The 18,242-nt window shown below is 34.7% G+C and carries 15 protein-coding genes and 1 riboswitch; of the genes, 7 read left to right on the forward strand and 8 right to left on the reverse strand.

From position 1 onward, the window contains the following. Window positions 1-316 precede the first annotated feature (316 nt). The 3 genes from CN326_RS02040 to metE all read left to right on the forward strand — a co-directional run bounded on the left by CN326_RS02040 (window position 317) and on the right by metE (window position 5,736). Window positions 317-1,852 carry an MDR family MFS transporter gene (locus CN326_RS02040; RefSeq protein WP_098305731.1) on the forward strand — a complete coding sequence of 512 codons (1,536 nt, stop codon included), beginning with the start codon at window positions 317-319 and terminating at the stop codon, window positions 1,850-1,852. A gap of 78 nt (window positions 1,853-1,930) precedes the next feature. Then, window positions 1,931-2,491 (forward strand): PadR family transcriptional regulator, encoded by a 561-nt coding sequence (locus CN326_RS02045; RefSeq protein ID WP_098305733.1) that lies wholly within the window; start codon window positions 1,931-1,933, stop codon window positions 2,489-2,491. Between the two features lie 635 nt (window positions 2,492-3,126). Beyond that, a riboswitch (cobalamin riboswitch) is annotated at window positions 3,127-3,315 on the forward strand. 129 nt (window positions 3,316-3,444) lie between these two features. Continuing rightward, window positions 3,445-5,736: a 5-methyltetrahydropteroyltriglutamate--homocysteine S-methyltransferase gene (metE, locus tag CN326_RS02055; protein WP_098305737.1), complete on the forward strand. Its 2,292-nt coding sequence runs from the start codon at window positions 3,445-3,447 to the stop codon at window positions 5,734-5,736. Between the two features lie 285 nt (window positions 5,737-6,021). Here metE and comJ read toward each other — a convergent pair whose 3' ends face one another. Then, window positions 6,022-6,408 (reverse strand): competence protein ComJ, encoded by a 387-nt coding sequence (gene comJ, locus CN326_RS02060; RefSeq protein WP_098305739.1) that lies wholly within the window; start codon window positions 6,406-6,408, stop codon window positions 6,022-6,024. 42 nt (window positions 6,409-6,450) lie between these two features. Beyond that, window positions 6,451-6,885, reverse strand: coding sequence for a NucA/NucB deoxyribonuclease domain-containing protein (locus tag CN326_RS02065; protein ID WP_098305741.1), 435 nt, complete (start codon window positions 6,883-6,885; stop codon window positions 6,451-6,453). Between the two features lie 237 nt (window positions 6,886-7,122). Here CN326_RS02065 and CN326_RS02070 point away from each other — a divergent pair, with 237 nt between their 5' ends. After that, window positions 7,123-7,899 (forward strand): DUF3967 domain-containing protein, encoded by a 777-nt coding sequence (locus CN326_RS02070; protein WP_098305743.1) that lies wholly within the window; start codon window positions 7,123-7,125, stop codon window positions 7,897-7,899. A 23-nt stretch (window positions 7,900-7,922) separates the two neighbouring features. Here the strand turns inward: CN326_RS02070 and CN326_RS02075 are convergent, their stop codons facing one another. Further along, on the reverse strand, window positions 7,923-9,209 hold the full coding sequence (locus tag CN326_RS02075; protein ID WP_098305745.1) for an ATP-binding protein: 1,287 nt from the start codon (window positions 9,207-9,209) through the stop codon (window positions 7,923-7,925). A 215-nt stretch (window positions 9,210-9,424) separates the two neighbouring features. On the opposite strand from CN326_RS02075, the gene CN326_RS02080 reads away from it, so the two are divergent. Both CN326_RS02080 and CN326_RS02085 read left to right on the forward strand, forming a co-directional pair. Next, window positions 9,425-9,625: a hypothetical protein gene (locus CN326_RS02080; protein ID WP_098305747.1), complete on the forward strand. Its 201-nt coding sequence runs from the start codon at window positions 9,425-9,427 to the stop codon at window positions 9,623-9,625. A gap of 110 nt (window positions 9,626-9,735) precedes the next feature. Continuing rightward, window positions 9,736-10,893 carry an aminotransferase A gene (locus tag CN326_RS02085; protein ID WP_098305749.1) on the forward strand — a complete coding sequence of 386 codons (1,158 nt, stop codon included), beginning with the start codon at window positions 9,736-9,738 and terminating at the stop codon, window positions 10,891-10,893. Between the two features lie 38 nt (window positions 10,894-10,931). On the opposite strand, the gene CN326_RS02090 is transcribed toward CN326_RS02085, so the two are convergent. From CN326_RS02090 to CN326_RS02110, 5 genes are all read right to left on the reverse strand, one after another. Further along, window positions 10,932-11,162 (reverse strand): hypothetical protein, encoded by a 231-nt coding sequence (locus tag CN326_RS02090; protein ID WP_098305751.1) that lies wholly within the window; start codon window positions 11,160-11,162, stop codon window positions 10,932-10,934. 131 nt (window positions 11,163-11,293) lie between these two features. After that, the gene (locus tag CN326_RS02095) at window positions 11,294-12,319 is read right to left on the reverse strand and encodes a LacI family DNA-binding transcriptional regulator (protein ID WP_098305753.1); all 1,026 of its coding nucleotides are present in this window, start codon (window positions 12,317-12,319) and stop codon (window positions 11,294-11,296) included. A gap of 289 nt (window positions 12,320-12,608) precedes the next feature. Further along, complete coding sequence (gene malD, locus CN326_RS02100) at window positions 12,609-13,451, reverse strand: maltosaccharide ABC transporter permease MalD (protein WP_098305755.1); 843 nt, start codon at window positions 13,449-13,451, stop codon at window positions 12,609-12,611. Continuing rightward, window positions 13,452-14,753, reverse strand: a complete 1,302-nt coding sequence (locus CN326_RS02105; protein ID WP_098305757.1) for a carbohydrate ABC transporter permease — start codon at window positions 14,751-14,753, stop codon at window positions 13,452-13,454. Between the two features lie 77 nt (window positions 14,754-14,830). Then, window positions 14,831-16,093 carry an extracellular solute-binding protein gene (locus tag CN326_RS02110; protein ID WP_098305759.1) on the reverse strand — a complete coding sequence of 421 codons (1,263 nt, stop codon included), beginning with the start codon at window positions 16,091-16,093 and terminating at the stop codon, window positions 14,831-14,833. A 307-nt stretch (window positions 16,094-16,400) separates the two neighbouring features. Here CN326_RS02110 and CN326_RS02115 point away from each other — a divergent pair, with 307 nt between their 5' ends. Continuing rightward, window positions 16,401-18,161: an alpha-glycosidase gene (locus CN326_RS02115; RefSeq protein WP_098305761.1), complete on the forward strand. Its 1,761-nt coding sequence runs from the start codon at window positions 16,401-16,403 to the stop codon at window positions 18,159-18,161. Window positions 18,162-18,242: the final 81 nt, after the last annotated feature.

Consider the following 18,242-nt stretch of genomic DNA (forward strand, 5'->3'; position numbering starts at 1 on the left):
AGTTCTCTGTCCTCTCTAGTTCTTACAAGTAAGCTCCATGTCCTTTCGTCACTTCCTATATTATGAATCATTTTCAATAATATGTTTTTAAAAAATATTTTACATTTCTGCATTTCTACAGTTTTTATAATAAGTAACCAATAGCATATTTTTTCACATATATACCGACTAAATATTTTATATGTATATGTTTGTGATCTTTGACTAAAAAGTACATATGTACGACAAAATAATTTTGCCGAAAAAAATTTATTTATCATTTGGTCAAATTTGACTATAATATAATTTATTGTTGATATACAAAGGAGGGTTATGCTTGGAGGAACAAATAACTCAAAAGCAAGCAAGTAATACAAAATTTGTTGTAACAGGATTATTACTTGGAATACTACTGGCAGCAATGGATAACACAATTGTTGCTACTGCAATGCCTACTATTGTAGGTGATTTAGGCGGCTTTGATAAATTTGTATGGGTCACTTCTGCCTATATGGTAGCTACAATGGCCGGAATGCCTATCTTCGGAAAACTATCGGATATGTACGGACGTAAACGTTTTTACATAGGAGGATTACTTCTCTTTCTAATTGGTTCAATGCTTTGCGGCACTGCATCTAGCATTGAACAATTAAGTGTATACCGTGCAATTCAAGGAATTGGCGGCGGTGCTCTTATGCCAATCGCATTTACAATTATGTATGATATTTTCCCAGCAGAAAAACGAGGTAAAATGACAGGACTATTTGGAGCTGTTTTTGGAACGTCAAGTGTATTTGGACCGCTGTTAGGTGCTTATATTACTGACTATATTAACTGGCACTGGGTATTTTATATTAATATTCCATTAGGGATTATCTCGCTCTTTTTAATTACAAAATACTATAAAGAATCTTTACAATATAGTAAACAAAAAATTGATTGGGCAGGTGCTGTTACTTTAATTATTGGTATTGTTTGCCTCATGTTTGCTTTAGAACTCGGGGGTAAACAGTATGCTTGGGATTCCAGCGTAATTGTGAGCTTATTTGCTGCGTTTGCTATTATGATGATTATCTTTTTCTTTATTGAACGAAAAGTGGAAGAACCTATTATTTCTTTCCATTTATTCAGAAAACGTTTATTTGCAGCAAGTCAAGGCGTTGCCTTCTTATACGGTGCAACATTTATTATTTGTACAGTGTACATTCCACTTTTCATCCAAGGTGTTCTTGGTGGATCCGCAGCAAATGCTGGATTAATTTTAACACCGATGATGGTAGGATCTGTTATTGGAAGCCAAATAGGTGGACAGTTATCAACTCGTACAAGTTACCGTAACATTATGATGATTTCTGGTCTTTTCTTTATTCTTGGTATGTATTTATTAAGTACTTTAACAGTCGATACGTCACGTACAATGATTACAGTCTTTATGATTTTAGCTGGATTTGGCGTCGGATTTTCCTTCTCTGTCTTAAGTATGGCTTCTATTCATAATTTAAGTATGAGAGAACGAGGTTCTGCGACATCAACAAATTCTTTCTTCCGTTCACTTGGTATGACACTTGGTGTAACAATTTTTGGTACGATTCAAAATCATGTATTTACAGATCAACTAAAATCTGTTTTCCCGCCAGAACTAGCAAAGATGGCTCCAAAAGGCGGCGATACAAGTTTCTTATTATCTCCAAATGCGACTGAGAAAATGCCGCCACAAATTTTAGATGGTATTAAACATGCACTAGCAACCTCTATCGCTGACACATTTTTATGGGCACTTATTCCTGCAGCTCTTAGCATTGTATGCATCCTATTAATGGGAAAAGAGCGACTAATTGTACCAACAAACAAGAAACAAAAACAAGTTAGTTAACATTCTTCTCTCCTTCTCCTTGTTGAGGAGGAGAATATATTTATTTTAGTAGTTTGATGCTATTGGAGTTGAAACAAAATGAGCATGAAATTAGTCATTCTTGGTTTACTTCTTGAAGGAGAGAAACATCCATACGAAGTGCAACACATTATGAAAGAAAGGCAAATGGATTGTTATATAAAATATGCAAAAGGATCGTTATATTACGCCTTCGAGCAGCTAGAAAAACAGGGAGCTATCGCTGTTACGCATATCATACGTGATACAAATCGTCCAGATAAAACGATTTATCATATTACAGAAAAAGGAGAAAAACTTTTTCATACTCTTTTACTCGAACAATTTCAAGCAAAAAATCATATATATAAACCAATCTATACCGGGCTTGCTTTCAGTCATTTCGGTGACAATCAATGCATTGTGCCGATTCTCAAAAAGAAAATTGAAGAAACACAGACATTTATAACAACGATGCAAAGCATATATATAAATAATAAGACTAGCATTCCTCGTGCACAGCTTTATATTTTGGCAAACGTTATTGATCATGCTTCTGTTGAGTTTCGTTGGCTGAAACAATTGTATAAAGATGCAATGGAAGAAAAACTTTCAGAAATCAATACAAAAGTGGATCATTAAACATTGAAACAGTCACCAAAGAGTGACTGTTTTTTGTATTCATGAAAATGGATTTTCTTAAGCGTTTTTTTCCTTTTTTCTTTTTTGTAACCTCTTCCCCTTTTCATTACAATACGAATATATAAAGTGAAACTTCCATCAGTGGTGGGGGTTCTTCATCCCCCACCTAGCTTCTTTGCTTCTTTCTCAATCTTGAGGTAGGAGCCTTACTTCCCGCGAATAGCGGAATATAGGAGGTGACATCTTACGAAGGATAATTTAATTAAACAATATGGATTCTCTGTATATTACCATTCTTATTTGCAAAACCAAGTCTTATACATGCTAATACTTCGCAGTGAAATTGCATTTCAATCCCATACATTACAGCCAAATGAACAACTAGAACTACTCTCCTATGACCGCTTACTCTTTCATCATGCTCACGATATATATAAACGTATACAGTCTTATTACTATACTCTCTCCCATACATACCCATCATCACATTGGTGGTGGCATTTAGAAAAATTTTCATGTTAATGCAATTAAATGAACATTTTGAAAAAAATAAAATATCAATATTTTAAAATAGTAGACAAAATTTAAAATATTATGTTAGAATGTGTTTCAATATCATATACGCTAGTTACATTCCTTTCCAAAAGGAGATAGGTACACGAAAAAGTTCATTTCGTGTTTAAAAGGGAAGTTTGGTGAAAATCCAACGCGGTCCCGCCACTGTAAGTGCAAAGATTTCTTTCGATATACCACTGTGAAAACGGGAAGGTGATAGAAATCGCTGATGCATGAGCCAGGAGACCTGCCTATTTTAACGGCACTGATAGACTCACGGATGATGAGGAAGTGTTTTTAACGAAAGAGGAGCATTTTCTGCTTCTATGTCTACTTTTCGTTAAATGCATTTCCGAGTAAACGGAAATGCTTACTTATATTTAGGGGAGGAAATCAAAATGACAATTCAAACAAGTAACTTAGGGTATCCGCGAATTGGATTACATCGCGAATGGAAAAAAGCTTTAGAAGCCTTTTGGGCAAACAAAGTGGATGAACAACAATTTGTGAAACAAATGAAAGAGGTTCGCCTTCAACATGTAAAAGTACAACAAGAAAAAGGAATCGATCTCATCCCAATTGGTGACTTTACATATTATGACCATGTCCTTGATACAGCATGTATGCTTGGGTTTATCCCATCACGTTTTTCAAAGTATACATCAGAGCTTGACGTATACTTTGGTATGGCACGCGGTTCAAAGGATCACGTTGCTTCTGAAATGACGAAATGGTTTAATACAAATTATCATTATATCGTTCCAGAATATGAGGAAGGCTTACATATTTCTCTTAAAGAGAATCGTCCACTTCGTTTATATGAAGAAGCAAAACAAGAACTTGGCGTTGATGGTAAACCAGTTATATTAGGACCGTATACGTTTTTAAGCTTAGCAAAGGGTTATAAAAAAGAACACTTCTCAAACATTTTACAAAAATTAATACAGCCATACATTCAATTGTTACAAGAATTACAAGATGCTGGCGTACGCTGGGTTCAAATTGATGAACCTATCTTTACATCCCTATCAAAACAAGAAATTGGTATAGCGAAAGAATTATATGAAACGATTCGTAAAGCTGTTCCAAATATATCTATTATGCTGCAAACGTATTTTGATAGTATAGAAGAAAACTATGAAGAGATTATTTCATTCCCGGTTACTGGTATTGGACTTGATTTTGTACACGGTAAAGAAGGTAATTTGCGTGCCCTACTACAATATGGATTCCCATCTGATAAAGTATTAGGTGTTGGCTGTATAGATGGTCGTAACATTTGGAGAGCTAACCTGGATGAAATCCTTTCTCTTTTCAATACATTACAAGAAACTATACAACCAAAAGAATGGATTATACAGCCGTCTTGTAGTTTACTTCATACCCCTGTTGACAAGACGATTGAAACACACCTTGAAAACGAATTATACGATGTGCTTGCTTTTGCAAATCAAAAATTAGAAGAGCTTACTATTTTACAAAAAGCTCTCGTTCATGGAATAGAAAATACTTCTGATGAATTACAAACATATCGAAATGCTCACGAAGCAATTCAGACTTCTGCAGTTCGTAATCGTAAAGATGTACAATCTACACTATCAGCATTACAAGAAGAAGACTTTTCTCGTCCTCTTTCATTTAAAGATCGCTACAACTTACAGCAAAAAGCACTGAATTTACCGTTACTTCCAACGACAACAATTGGTAGCTTTCCGCAAACACAGGAAGTTCGTCAAACTAGAAAACAATGGCGTAGCGGTGACATCTCAAATGAGCAGTACGAACAATTTATTGAAGAAGAAACAAAAAAATGGATTCAATACCAAGAAGAAATTGGTCTTGATGTTCTCGTTCATGGCGAATTTGAGCGAACAGATATGGTAGAATATTTCGGTGAAAAACTTGCTGGTTTTTCCTTTACAAAAAATGGATGGGTGCAATCGTACGGTTCTCGCTGTGTGAAACCTCCTGTTATTTATGGTGACGTTGCGTTTATTAATGGTATGACAGTAAAAGAAACAGTATTTGCACAAAGTTGTACTAATAAAGTTGTCAAAGGCATGCTAACTGGTCCTGTGACAATTTTAAATTGGTCTTTCGTTCGTAACGATATTCCAAGAAAGGACGTTGCTTACCAAATTGCACTGGCACTTCGACATGAAATTAAATTACTTGAATCATCTGGTATTCGTGTTATTCAAGTTGATGAACCTGCACTGCGTGAAGGACTGCCGTTAAAAGAGAAAGATTGGGACACATATTTAACATGGGCTGTTCAAGCATTCCTCCTTTCTACTTCTTCAGTGGAAAACGAAACACAAATTCATACGCATATGTGTTATTGTAACTTTGAAGATATTGTGGAAGCGATCCATCAGCTTGATGCAGATGTTATCTCTATTGAAACATCAAGAAGCCACGGGGAGTTTATTGATACATTAAAAGAACATCCGTATGAAAAGGGGATTGGACTTGGTGTATATGACATTCATAGTCCACGTATTCCAAGTATAGATGAAATGTATACAATTGTAGAACAATCATTAAAGGTGTGCGATCCAAAATATTTCTGGATTAATCCAGATTGCGGCTTAAAAACAAGAAAAACAGAAGAAGTTATTCCTGCATTAGAACATATGGTAAAGGCAGCTGTAAAAGCTCGCCAACTTTTGCAAGCAAATGCACGATAATAAAGTGAAACTTTCATCAGTGGGGGTTTTCTTCATCCCCCACTGATGGTTAGTTGAACCAATCGGGCACATGCTAGCAGTAAGCCCCCCGATTTTCTCTGAATTTCGGGGAGCTTACTGCCCGTTAATACGTAATAAAAATTAGAAAACTACTGCCCTTTGGACAGTAGTTTTCTAATTTTATTAAAAGAACACTAACCTACTTCATAGAACGATGGAAGATCTACTCTGCATTCATAATTAATCATATACTTGTGCATAAAAACCACTACACCAACGTAATAACTAATTCTCTTCAAAAAACAATTCATATCTTATCTTATACAAGGCATCTACTGAAGGTTCTTCTAAGGGAATTGCTTGCACAGTCACTATATACTCTCCTGACGGAACGAGAAAATGAAGTTGATTTGCTAGCACGCTGCTTATAAACACTCCTTCTTGTAACACTGTGAATGGAGCTGATACCGTTCGTATTGCTTCTTTTTTTTCTACAAATTTCTGAGTAAATACCATTACTTCACACGTATAATCAGATAAGGCCTCAAATATAATTGTTCCTTCAGCCTCAGCATAGCCTCTTTCAAAATCTTTATCCATCCAATCTACATGCGGAGATGTCATACCTTGATTCATTACTATCAATTGTGCATAAGAAATTGTTAACTCCACTCTTTTCACTCCTTTTTCTATTAAGTGATGCGAAGCAATATATTATTTCACAACAAATTTCACACGTGTTCCATCTGGGTATTGATCTAACTTATTACCAACCCATGAACCAGCACCTCGATTATCTGCGGGATTAATATATTCAATGTGCGCTCCTTTCCCACCTTCCTTACACATCGCCATCGGCCATTCATCACGGTCATAGCCTTTTTTGGGCGGGTATGGAGCTAGCGATTGTTTCCTTCTATCCGCAGCTCCATTTCGATCAATTGTACAAATGTTAGAATGCCCTTCTTGTATTGCGTTTGCAATATGTTTTCCTGTTTCCGGATATCGTTCTTTCGGAAACTCAAGAATTTGGTCGTACGATACCTCTTTCTTGTTCTCTGATGCTGGCGTTATCAGAACTTTGTATACTCCAATTAATACAGACAGAATTGCAATGATTGTAATCAAAATGCCTTTTACTTGTTTCATCCGGCTTACATCCTCCATTTTCTTCCTCTCATCCTTTCATTATAACAAACTTCATATTCTTATGTTTTCAGACATTATTCTATATTCCTAGCTTCTTTTCCATCAATAACATGCCATTTTGTGCAACTTTTCACTAAACATGTAGAAAACTTTCAACCTTCCGACATTTTTTTTCAAAGGAAGTATAAAACAAAAAATGGAATTGGTATACATGATACTTTTTAGGGAGGAAATGTCATGAGCGGAACATATAAAACAAAAGATGTCACAAATAAAACGGGAATCCCCAAAAATATGGTTCGTAAATATAGCCAACTTTTAGAACAACATGGCTATTTTATTGATAAAACTGCTGAATCTCGCACGTATAAAATGGATGATTTACGACTATTAAAAATGATTCACGAACGAGCTGCTACATTGGAAGAAGATATTATGGAAACGATTTCATTTATACTAAAAGAAGAAGAGTCTCCACCCGATTCTCCTGCTATTGTAAAAGAAGATACAGATGTAAAAGAAAATACAGACCTACAACTCAAAGAGCAAAGCCTGAAATTTGAAGAATTTATGCACAAGTTAGATATGCTTGCTCAATTAAACGAAGCAATTATTCATCAAAATTCTACCCTTATTACACAGAATCGTTTAAAAGACGAAAAGCTAAATGAATTAATGCACCAAGTATACGTAAAAGAATCCAAACAAGAGGAAATGTTACAAAATCTTGTAGATCACGCAGCAGAAACTGATGCGCTGCAAAAAGAAAAAATGGATTTACTTATGAATCATATGTATAAACGTGAATCCAAACAAGAAGAAAAAATGAACAAACTTATGAACCAAGTTTATAATAAAGAAAGCAATCGCGATGCTCAGCTTATGCAAGTTATTCGAGAAATTCAAGAAACAAAACGATTAGTTGCTGCTTCACAAGAACAAAGTTTATTTAAATCATTTAAAAGTCTATTCATTCGATTTAAATCTGAAAAAACGGGAGAAATGAATAAATAAAAGTTACCATACCTCGGTAACTTTTATTTTTTATGTACTATGTTTTGCACCGCAACTGGTAAAGTAATAATCGCTTCCGTTCCTTTACCTATTTCACTTTTATATACAAGTGTACCATTATGAGCTTGTAAGATACTAAAGGTAACCATTAATCCAAGTCCTGTCCCCTTTTCTTTCAATGAATAATAGGGTTGTCCAAGTCTCTCTAACTGCTCTTTTGTCATCCCAACACCGCTATCTTTGACACGAATAACAATAGATTCATCTTTTTGCAATGCAGTCACTTTTAAATACCCTTTATTTTCTTGAATTGCTTCAATGCCATTTTTTACAACATTCATAATCGCTTGTTTTAATTTTGTTTTGTCACCTATAGTATATAAATTCTCTGCAATTTCAACCTGTAGATATACACCTCGCATTGCAGCAAAGGAAGACATTAACGTCGTCATTTCAATAAGCTGTGCTGATAAACAAATATGTTCTTTCTTATCAATTTGCGGCCGAGCTAAATTTAAATAGTCTGAAATAATCTGTTCTGCCCGATCTAATTCGGCCAAAACAAGACGCATGTATTCTTTATTCTTAACATCTTCTGTACCTTCTAACAATTGAATAAATCCACGCACAACTGTAAGTGGATTACGAACTTCATGGGCCACGCTTGCTGCTAACTCGCTGACAATATTTAATTTCTCAGACTTTTGCATTTCTGTTCGTAACATTGCATTTTCATATAAATACTCTGTTAAATACACTTGGAATGTCATCGTCATAATCATAATAAAAGAGGCAAATATGTATTCGCTATACAAATAAGACATCATTGGCGTAAAGCCCTTTCCTAACAACAAACCAAATATTTCAAATCCTAAAGAAATGAGTGTATAAAAAGATGCCAACATAAAAGATAAAACAATTTTTTTATTTTTCGGAAACGCACTCCATTTTTTAGACAATAAAAAAGGGATAACAGAGATACAAATAATTTCTAATAACCGAAGCCAGCTTAAACCATTCAGAAATCCATCGTATAAAATAGCCATTACAGCCGGAATCATACCAACTGAACCACCATACAAAAACGCACTAATTATTGAGATTTGATGGAAATCATAATTACAGGTTTCCCCAACACAAATTGGATATGTCATTGAAAGGATAAGCGTAATTGTTGATAATAATACAATAAAGTAGCGATTGGGCTTTTGAAGCATGCTTTGATAGCGATTTAAACGAATTGCTTCATACAAAAATAACGGCAAAATAATGATAGCAACTTGAATTATTAAATCACGGATAAGTCCCATCCCCTCATCCCCTATATTTATTTTGATACGATTATACCATTTTATTGGCAAATTTGTTTTATTTTTTAGATTATTCTTAATATTTCTGTAAACATTTTGTGGAAATTTATTCACAAATGTTACAACTTTTCAAAATGATTGTAAACCATGTATCAAATTGTCTCTGTACAAGATACAATAAATACAGGTTAAGAAATCGATTGGGGGAAAATAAAATGACAGGAACTGCGCTCGTCTTAAACGAGGAAAATCTTGTTGTACTAGAAAATGTTGAGAAATCGGTGTATAAAAAATTACAAGAGCAAACAGGTACAAACAATTGTGCATGCTCTATAAACAACTCAGTAATACATCTAGGAAAAGTTTCTTCCGTTCTTTGGAGTGAAGACGAAATCGATTGGGAATACGGTTATTAAACAAAAGGTCGCTTTTTAGCGACCTTTTTTATTTGTAGCTTTTCAAAGCGATTGTATGATAAATATGATACAATAAAAAGAAATTTTGCAACGGAAGAAAGGGAGACAAAATGGAACAATTTATTAATCCACGTGTAAAGGATATTCAAATTTCTGGAATCCGCCAATTTTCTAACATGATTCAAAATTATGATGATCTTATTTCATTAACCATTGGACAACCTGATTTCCCAACTCCTTCTTTAGTGAAAGAAGCTGCTAAGCGTGCTATTGTAGAAAATTTTACAAGTTATACACATAATGCGGGTTTGTTACAGCTTCGAAAAGCTGCTTGTGATTTCTTAAAAGAACGCTATAATTTAGTATATTCTCCGGAAGATGAAACAATTGTAACCATCGGGGCAAGTGAAGCAATCGATATTGCCTTTCGTACGATTTTGGAAGAAGGAACTGAAGTAATCTTACCAGCCCCTGTCTACCCAGGCTATGAACCTATTATTCGTCTATGCGGTGCAAAACCTGTTTTTGTAGACGTCCGTGACACAGGATTCCGCTTAACAGCAAAAGCAATCGAAAAAGCAATTACAAACAAAACCCGTTGCATCGTATTACCATATCCATCAAATCCAACTGGCGTAACATTATCAGAAGAAGAACTCAAAGAGATTGTTTCAGTATTAAAGGATAAAAATATTTTTGTTCTTTCCGACGAAATTTACAGCGAACTTGTATACGAGAATAAACATATATCTATTGCAAATTTTCCAGAAATGCGAAATAAAACGATTGTAATTAACGGTTTATCAAAATCTCATTCTATGACAGGATGGCGCATTGGTTTTTTATTTGCACCAAACTTTTTAGCAAGTCAAATTTTAAAAGTACATCAATACAATGTTACATGTGCAACTTCAATTGCTCAGTATGCAGCAATTGAAGCATTAACAGCAGCAAAGGACGCCCCCCGTATGATGCGTCATCAATACAAAAAGCGTCGCGATTATGTATACAACCGTCTTGTACAAATGGGATTAACTGTTGAAAAGCCAACAGGAGCGTTTTATCTATTCCCTTATATCGGGAATTTAAACTCCTCTTCTTTTGATTTCGCAATTGAACTTGTGAAAGAAGCTAAACTTGCAGTTGTTCCAGGTTCAGCATTTTCCGAATACGGTGAAGGGTACATTCGTATTTCTTATGCTTATAGTATGGAAATGCTGAAAGAAGGCTGTGACCGTTTAGAAACGTTTCTACAACAAAAAAACTAAGAGGAATACCCTTTCCCCTTAGTTTTTTTGCATTTATACTATCTTTTTTTCTCTTTCCAACCATCTCTTATGACAAAAAAACCAAATAATCCAACTGTTATCCAGCCAACTAATGTTACCACATATTGAATGAAATTGATTAGTCCATCTAATGCATAAATAGAGAAATAATGAAAACCTGTTGTTAATGATTGGTCCATTACTCCAGCAAGTACTGTCCATAACCAACCAACAATAACCGCAAAGAAATACTTCATTGATTTATCCATCTTCTTCACCTCCTGTATATTATTGTATGTTTACCATACAACTTAGCTCTGGGTGAGAAGACTACCTTTATAAATATTTCATTTTATAATTTGTTTAAATTAATCTTATCTATACAATACCATCTTAGATTCTATTTCAATATTTCATTGCATGTTTGACGTTTCATCAATTTATGAGGAATAATAATACACTTTGGTGAAGTTTCACAATGTTCAACTTTATCAACTAAATATCTCGCTGCTTCGTAGCCCAACTGAAAAATATTTACATCGACTGTTGTTAATGGTGGATTTGCTATTTCAGATAATAATACGTTATTAAAACTAACAATAGAGATATCTTTTGGCACGGAAATTCCCTTTTCTGATAAAGCACTTAATACACCTAATCCAATTAAATCATCCGTTGCGATAATAGCTGTTGGCTGTGCATCAAGTGTCATAAGTTCTTCTACCGCTTTTTGACCACTTTCTCGTAAAAAACTAAGATTTAAAACATACTCAGCTGGCAAAGAAATATCAGCTAATTTTAATGCGTCTGCCATTCCAGCGAGGCGATCTTTTGTAACGAGTAGATCCGAATCACCACCGATAAAAGCAATTCGTTTATGTCCAAGTGAAATTAAATATTCTGTTACTTCTCGTGCGGCTGCATAGTTATCATTATCGATATATGTAATCTCTTCTTTTCGTTCATATGGTTTCCCAATGAGAACAAATGGGAAATTTTGACTGTGTAAATATTCTAAAATACGGTCATTCATACGGGAATATAAAAGAATAATGCCACCGATTTGCCTTCCTTGCACCATTTTCACAACACCATTAAAAATCTCTTCTTCCGTTTCTCCAGTTGACATATACAATGAATATTCTTCTCCATGTGCAAATGAGCTAATTCCTCGAATAACTTCTGGGAAAAATGGATTTTGAAACGCTTTACTCGCAGAGCTTGGCATAACAAGTCCAATCGTTTTTGTTGTTTGATTTGCAAGACTTCTCGCATTTAAATTCGGGTGATATCCTAATTCAGCCATCACTTTACGAACGCGACGTTTTGTTTTCTCACTAATGCTCGGGTTATCAGCAATTACACGTGAAACCGTAGAAGGAGCAACATTTGCTTTTTTTGCCACATCTTTAATTGTAACTGTCATAAATTTGTTCCTCCTCTCTTTTTTATCTACATGATTTATACAAGTTACCTCTATTTTTATCCCGCTATTAGCGACAGTAAGCCCCCCACTAATGGAAGTTTCACTTTATTCCATTCATAAAAATTTCTATTAATGTAAATCTATATCTATATTCTCCCTCTTCATGTATTGTAAGGGATAGAACCTTATTTTCCTATACTATATACTATTTTTTTAAAAATTACCCTGTTCTTATGTTATATAGACCGATATTCCAATTAAAAAAGATAAATGAGACATAAAGTCCCATTTATCCCTTCGTTCCCCCAGCTGTTAAACCAGAAATAAAGTATTTTTGCAAAGATAAAAATAAAATTGAAATTGGTATCGCAATCAATACCGACCCTGCTGCAAATGTTGTAAACTCATTACCGAATTTTTTCGCTACCATTTCGTATAATCCAACGGCTAATGTATAATTTTCTGGTGTACGCAAAATAATACTCGCTAAAATAAAATCAGTAAATGGACCGATAAAGGTAAACAGCGCTACAACCGCAATAATTGGCTTTGCCAAAGGCATAATAATTTGCCAAAAAATACGAAAATGCCCTGCTCCGTCCATACGGGCTGACTCGTCTAATTCTTTTGGAATTGTATCAAAGTATCCTTTCATAAGCCACGTATTCATTGGAATTGCACCGCCAACATAAATTAAAATTAATGCTAGATGTGTATCAATTAATCCTGTCAGCTGTGCTAATATATACAATGCAATTAATGCTGAAAAGTTTGGAACCATTTGAAGAATTAAAAACGTTAGTAACCCATTCTTTCTTCCGACAAAACGATATCTCGAAAAAGCATATGCTGTAAAACTAATTGACAATACAGAAAAAATCATTGTCAAAACACTAACTTTCAACGTATTTTTATACCAAAGTACATAGTTACTTTGCGAAAGATCCAATAGTTTTCTGTAATGATCCAGCGTTGCATTTTTAGGAATTATACTTGATCCCGACAAACTATCCCCAGGGTTAAACGAGGAGCCTATAATCCATAATAATGGATAGAAAATAATAATACACATAATGAAAATTACGAAATAACTTAATGAAAGACGTAACATCTTCTGTCGTTTTATATTCATTTACATCATATCCTCTTCTTGGAATGATTTTGTTCTTTTAAATTGCCATAAAGCAACTGAAATAACTATTACCGATAAAATCATCGTTAGTGCTGCTGCTTTTCCATATTGAGCTGATGTCATCGTTAACTTATAAATCCAAGAAATTAAAATATCCGTTCCACCTGCATTTTGTCCCGCTACAGCTGGACCACCACCATTAAACAGATAAATAATACTGAAATTATTAAAGTTGAATGTATATTGCGTAATTAAAATAGGAGCAGTCGCGTATAAAACGAGCGGCAATGTAATTTTACGAAATTGTTGCCAAGCTGTCGCACCGTCTACCGTAGCAGCTTCATACAATTCACCTGGAATCGATTGCAGTATACCTGTCGTCATCGCAAAAATAAAGGGAAATCCGAGCCATGTTTGAATAAAAATTAAAGCGATTTTCGACCAAAATGGATCTGTCATCCAAGCAATGTTTTCGATTCCAAATAGAGTTAACACTTGATTATTAATTGCTCCAAATGATTCATTAAACATGCCAGCAAATACGAGAATAGATACAAACGCTGGAACAGCCCATGGTAAAATAAAGATTGTACGAATTACCGCTTTTCCTTTAATACTCGGTTGATTTACTAAAATCGCTAAGAAAATACCAAGTGCAACTTGTAATGTCGTTGCGACGAAGGTCCAAATCACAGTCCAAGAAAATACACTTACAAATGTGTCTCGCCACATTGGCAATGTAAAAATATCAACAAAGTTTTTAAACCCAACCCACTCTACAAGTTTTGCAGGAGGAGAATGATATAAGTCATAATTTGTAAATCCAATTAATAGGACGAAAATAATCGGAAGTACAACAACAAAAACTAATAGAAGAAAACCTGGTGAAACCATCAAATAGGGAAAACCTTGATCTAATAAATGATGATATTGTTCTTTCACAGAGTTTAGTGATATTCCTACATCACGCTTTTTCCCGTTTTGATACGCATCATATAAATTGAAGGCATATACACCTAGTCCAAATGCAATAACGATAATTGCTAAAATACCTTTTACTAATAGAAAAATAGAGTGATCACGAGGAACTTCTGTACCGAGCGTTACAATTCCCCACAACCCGATATTTAACAAATCAGCAAATGCTACAAAAAACGAACAAGTTAATACTAGAAAAATGATACCTTTTACATATTGTTTATTGTACAGTTGCCCAATACCTGGAATAATAGACAACGCCGCCGCTGTTTTTCGGTGTTTTGAACCGTTTACTGCGTGTGTTGGTTCAAAGGATGTTTGCATAGTTCTTCCCCCTTTTTTCTTCCCCTTGGAAGGAGGAGAATTCGTGCCTTTTGTTTACAAAAGACACGAATTCTATATTATTTTTTCTTACTATGATTTGCTTCAATGTTTCCTTTAATTTGTTTCACAGCCTCATCAAGTGCCGCTTTTGGTTCTTGTTTACCTGTTACAACTAATTGCAGCGCATCACCAGCTGGTTTCCAAACTTCTTGCATTTCTGGAATATTCGGCATTGGAATACCATTTTCGGCTTGTGTCACTACTGCTTTTGCAGCTTCGTTATTTTTAATAATTGGATCTTCCATAACTGATTTCACTGGCGGAATTTCTTTTGTTTTTTCAAAACGAATTTTTGCATTTTCTTCATTTGTTACCCAATCAGTGAATTTTGTTGCCAAATCTTTGTTTTTAGAGAAGCTTGTTACATGCCATCCTTTTACACCAACAAATGTTTTCATCGGCTGGCCATTTGGTAATTTTGGCATTGGAGCTACACCATAATCAACTCCTGCTTTTTCCATCGCCTGGAATGCCCATGGACCATTCATAATAGAAGCAGCTTTTCCTTCATTAAATAATCCATCTGCAGCTGGTCCGCCAGACTCACCAATAATTCCTTCTGGAAATAGTTTTTCTTTATACCATTTTTGAATATATTCTGCACCTTGTACTGCACCGCTATTATTTAATCCAATATCGGCTACATTTGGTTGTCCGTCTTTCTCACCAAATACATAACCGCCCATACCAGCCATAAATGCATTTGCAAAATAGAAGTTATCTCCTAATGCTAAAAATCCATATTTTCCGTTCTTTGTAAATCCTTTTGAAAAATTAAATAGTTCATCCATCGTTTCTGGTGCTTTTGTCATTAATTTTTTATTGTAAATGAATACAGGTGTTTCAATCGCTTTCGGTAAACCATATAATTTTCCATCATATGTTTGCGCTTTTAGTGACAAATCAGTAAACTTATTTTTAACAGAATCATCCACTTTCATCTCAGAAAGTAACCCCTCTGTCGCTGCATCCCCAATTTGATCATGCGGTAATGTTACAACATCCGGCCCTGTACCAGCTGGACCATCAAGACGAAGTTTTTTTAATTGTTCTGTCATCTGAATCTCGACAACTTTTACTTTTACATTATATTTCTTTTCAAAACTTTTTACGGCTGGATCTAAACCAACACCTTTTTTCTGATCTTCCCAAACAAGAAGATCATAATCTTTCTTCTCCTTGCTCGCTTCCTTTTTCTCTGAATCTTTCGGTCCGCATGCCGATAACATACCGATTGCCAAAGCTGAAACTGTTAATAAAGATAACGCTTTTTTCTTCATCCCTTAATACCTCCCCAAATTATGTATATGGTACTCTAATCAATGAAAACGTTTGCAACTAATAGTTTAATAGAAGCACAAACAACTTTTCAATCTATGAAAACGTTTGCGCTATTTGTCTATTATTATACATACATTTATATGTTTTGCAAATATTATTTTTCAAAAAATTTACGCAGCTATTCTTTATATTCATTGACTTTATATGGAATGCGTACTACCCTTATAAGCAATATTAAAATTATATAAAAAGCAATCGTTTGCAATATATTCTTATTTAAAGAACTAGTAAAGGAGAATATTTTATATGATTAAAGAAGCAATATACCATAGACCAAAAGATAATTACGCATACGCTTACAATGAAAAAACACTTCACATTCGGCTACGTACGAAAAAAAACGACGTAGATGTAGTATCCTTCATTTATGGTGATCCATATGAATGGCAAGATGGGAAATGGTTAACAAAAAAAATACCAATGAAAAAGAGCGGCTCGACGGATTTATTTGATTATTGGTTTGTATCAATTGAACCGAAATTTAAGCGTTTACGATACGGATTCGAACTGAAAAGTAGTACTGAAACTATCGTTTATACAGAAAGAGGCCTTTTCTCTGAAGCACCTACTGACGACGTCGGCTATTACTTTTGCTTCCCATTTATACATGAAAAGGATGTTTTTACGGCTCCCCCATGGGTGAAGAATACAGTGTGGTATCAAATTTTTCCAGAACGATTTGCTAATGGAGATTGTACATGTAATCCAGCAAACACTCTTCCTTGGGGCAGCGCAGATCCAACTGCAACAAATTTTTTTGGCGGGGATTTCGTCGGCATTATGAATCACCTTGATTACCTTGTAGAACTTGGTATTTCCGGCATTTACTTTACCCCAATCTTTACGGCACATTCTAATCATAAATATGACACGATTGACTATATGGAAATCGATCCTCAATTTGGGACAAAAGAAACATTTCAGAAGCTTGTGGAAGCATGTCATCACCGCGGTATAAAAATTATGCTAGATGCCGTTTTTAATCATAGTGGATACTTTTTCGATAAATTTCAAGATGTTCTTGAAAAAGGAGAACACTCTTCCTACAAAGACTGGTTTCATATTCATGAATTTCCAATTGTAACAGAACCTTTTCCTAATTATGATACATTCGCTTTTACACCGTATATGCCAAAACTAAATACAACTCATCCAGACGTAAAAGAATACTTACTAGAAGTAGGACGTTATTGGGTACGAGAGTTTCACATTGACGGCTGGCGACTTGATGTAGCGAATGAAGTGGATCATAGCTTTTGGCGTGAATTCCGCAGTGAAGTAAAGGCGATTAATCCTGATGTCTACATTTTAGGCGAAATTTGGCATGACGCTCTTCCATGGCTACAAGGCGATCAATTTGATGCCGTCATGAGTTATCCTGTTACAAATGCTCTTCTTTCTTATTTTGCAAATGAAACCATTCGGGCAAATGATTTTATACATCAAATTACCGAATCTCTTCATTCATATTCCATGAATGTAAACGAAGCTGCTTTTCATCTACTAGACAGCCACGATACACCGCGAATTTTAACAACCTGTAAAGGCAATAAAGAAAAAGTAAAATTACTCTATGTATTCCAACTCTCTTTCATCGGTTCACCATGTATTTATTACGGTGATGAAATTGGAATGGACGGGGGAATGGACCCAGGTTGCCGAAAATGTATGATCTGGGATGAAGATAAACAAGATAAAGAATTATTTCAGCATATACAAACATTAATTTTATTGCGGAAACAATATAAAGCCTTTGGCGGGCACGGTTCATTTCAATGGATTGAAGCCAACAACAAACACAATTATATTTCTTATACAAAAACATACGGAAAAGAAACAATATTATTTGTTTTAAATCCAACAAATAATGAAATTACAGCTCCGATACCTTTTCGTATTGGTGGTAAAAAAATTGTAAATCTGTATACAAAAGAAGAGTTTTCCGCTGAAACAAACTCATTACTAGTTACACTTCCACCATATGGATTTTCCATTTTAACATGGTAAAGCTTAAAAGCCTTGTATAGAAAACAAGGCTTTTACTTTATACCAGCACATCCCTCATCGTGACTTGTCATTCTAATTGAA

The organism is Bacillus sp. AFS018417 (assembly GCF_002560985.1).
Lineage (GTDB): Bacteria > Bacillota > Bacilli > Bacillales > Bacillaceae_G > Bacillus_A > Bacillus_A rhizoplanae.

Bases quoted from the DNA above. Each gene is read 5' to 3' on its own strand.
- CN326_RS02065 (WP_098305741.1), bottom strand. From the start codon at position 6,885: ATGAAACAAGTAAAAGGCATTTTGATTACAATCATTGCAATTCTGTCT.
- CN326_RS02045 (WP_098305733.1), top strand. From the start codon at position 1,931: ATGAGCATGAAATTAGTCATTCTTGGTTTACTTCTTGAAGGAGAGAAA.
- CN326_RS02090 (WP_098305751.1), bottom strand. From the start codon at position 11,162: ATGGATAAATCAATGAAGTATTTCTTTGCGGTTATTGTTGGTTGGTTA.
- CN326_RS02075 (WP_098305745.1), bottom strand. From the start codon at position 9,209: ATGGGACTTATCCGTGATTTAATAATTCAAGTTGCTATCATTATTTTG.
- CN326_RS02080 (WP_098305747.1), top strand. From the start codon at position 9,425: ATGACAGGAACTGCGCTCGTCTTAAACGAGGAAAATCTTGTTGTACTA.
- malD (WP_098305755.1), bottom strand. From the start codon at position 13,451: ATGAATATAAAACGACAGAAGATGTTACGTCTTTCATTAAGTTATTTC.
- CN326_RS02105 (WP_098305757.1), bottom strand. From the start codon at position 14,753: ATGCAAACATCCTTTGAACCAACACACGCAGTAAACGGTTCAAAACAC.
- CN326_RS02115 (WP_098305761.1), top strand. From the start codon at position 16,401: ATGATTAAAGAAGCAATATACCATAGACCAAAAGATAATTACGCATAC.
- CN326_RS02095 (WP_098305753.1), bottom strand. From the start codon at position 12,319: ATGACAGTTACAATTAAAGATGTGGCAAAAAAAGCAAATGTTGCTCCT.
- CN326_RS02085 (WP_098305749.1), top strand. From the start codon at position 9,736: ATGGAACAATTTATTAATCCACGTGTAAAGGATATTCAAATTTCTGGA.
- CN326_RS02110 (WP_098305759.1), bottom strand. From the start codon at position 16,093: ATGAAGAAAAAAGCGTTATCTTTATTAACAGTTTCAGCTTTGGCAATC.
- CN326_RS02070 (WP_098305743.1), top strand. From the start codon at position 7,123: ATGAGCGGAACATATAAAACAAAAGATGTCACAAATAAAACGGGAATC.
- metE (WP_098305737.1), top strand. From the start codon at position 3,445: ATGACAATTCAAACAAGTAACTTAGGGTATCCGCGAATTGGATTACAT.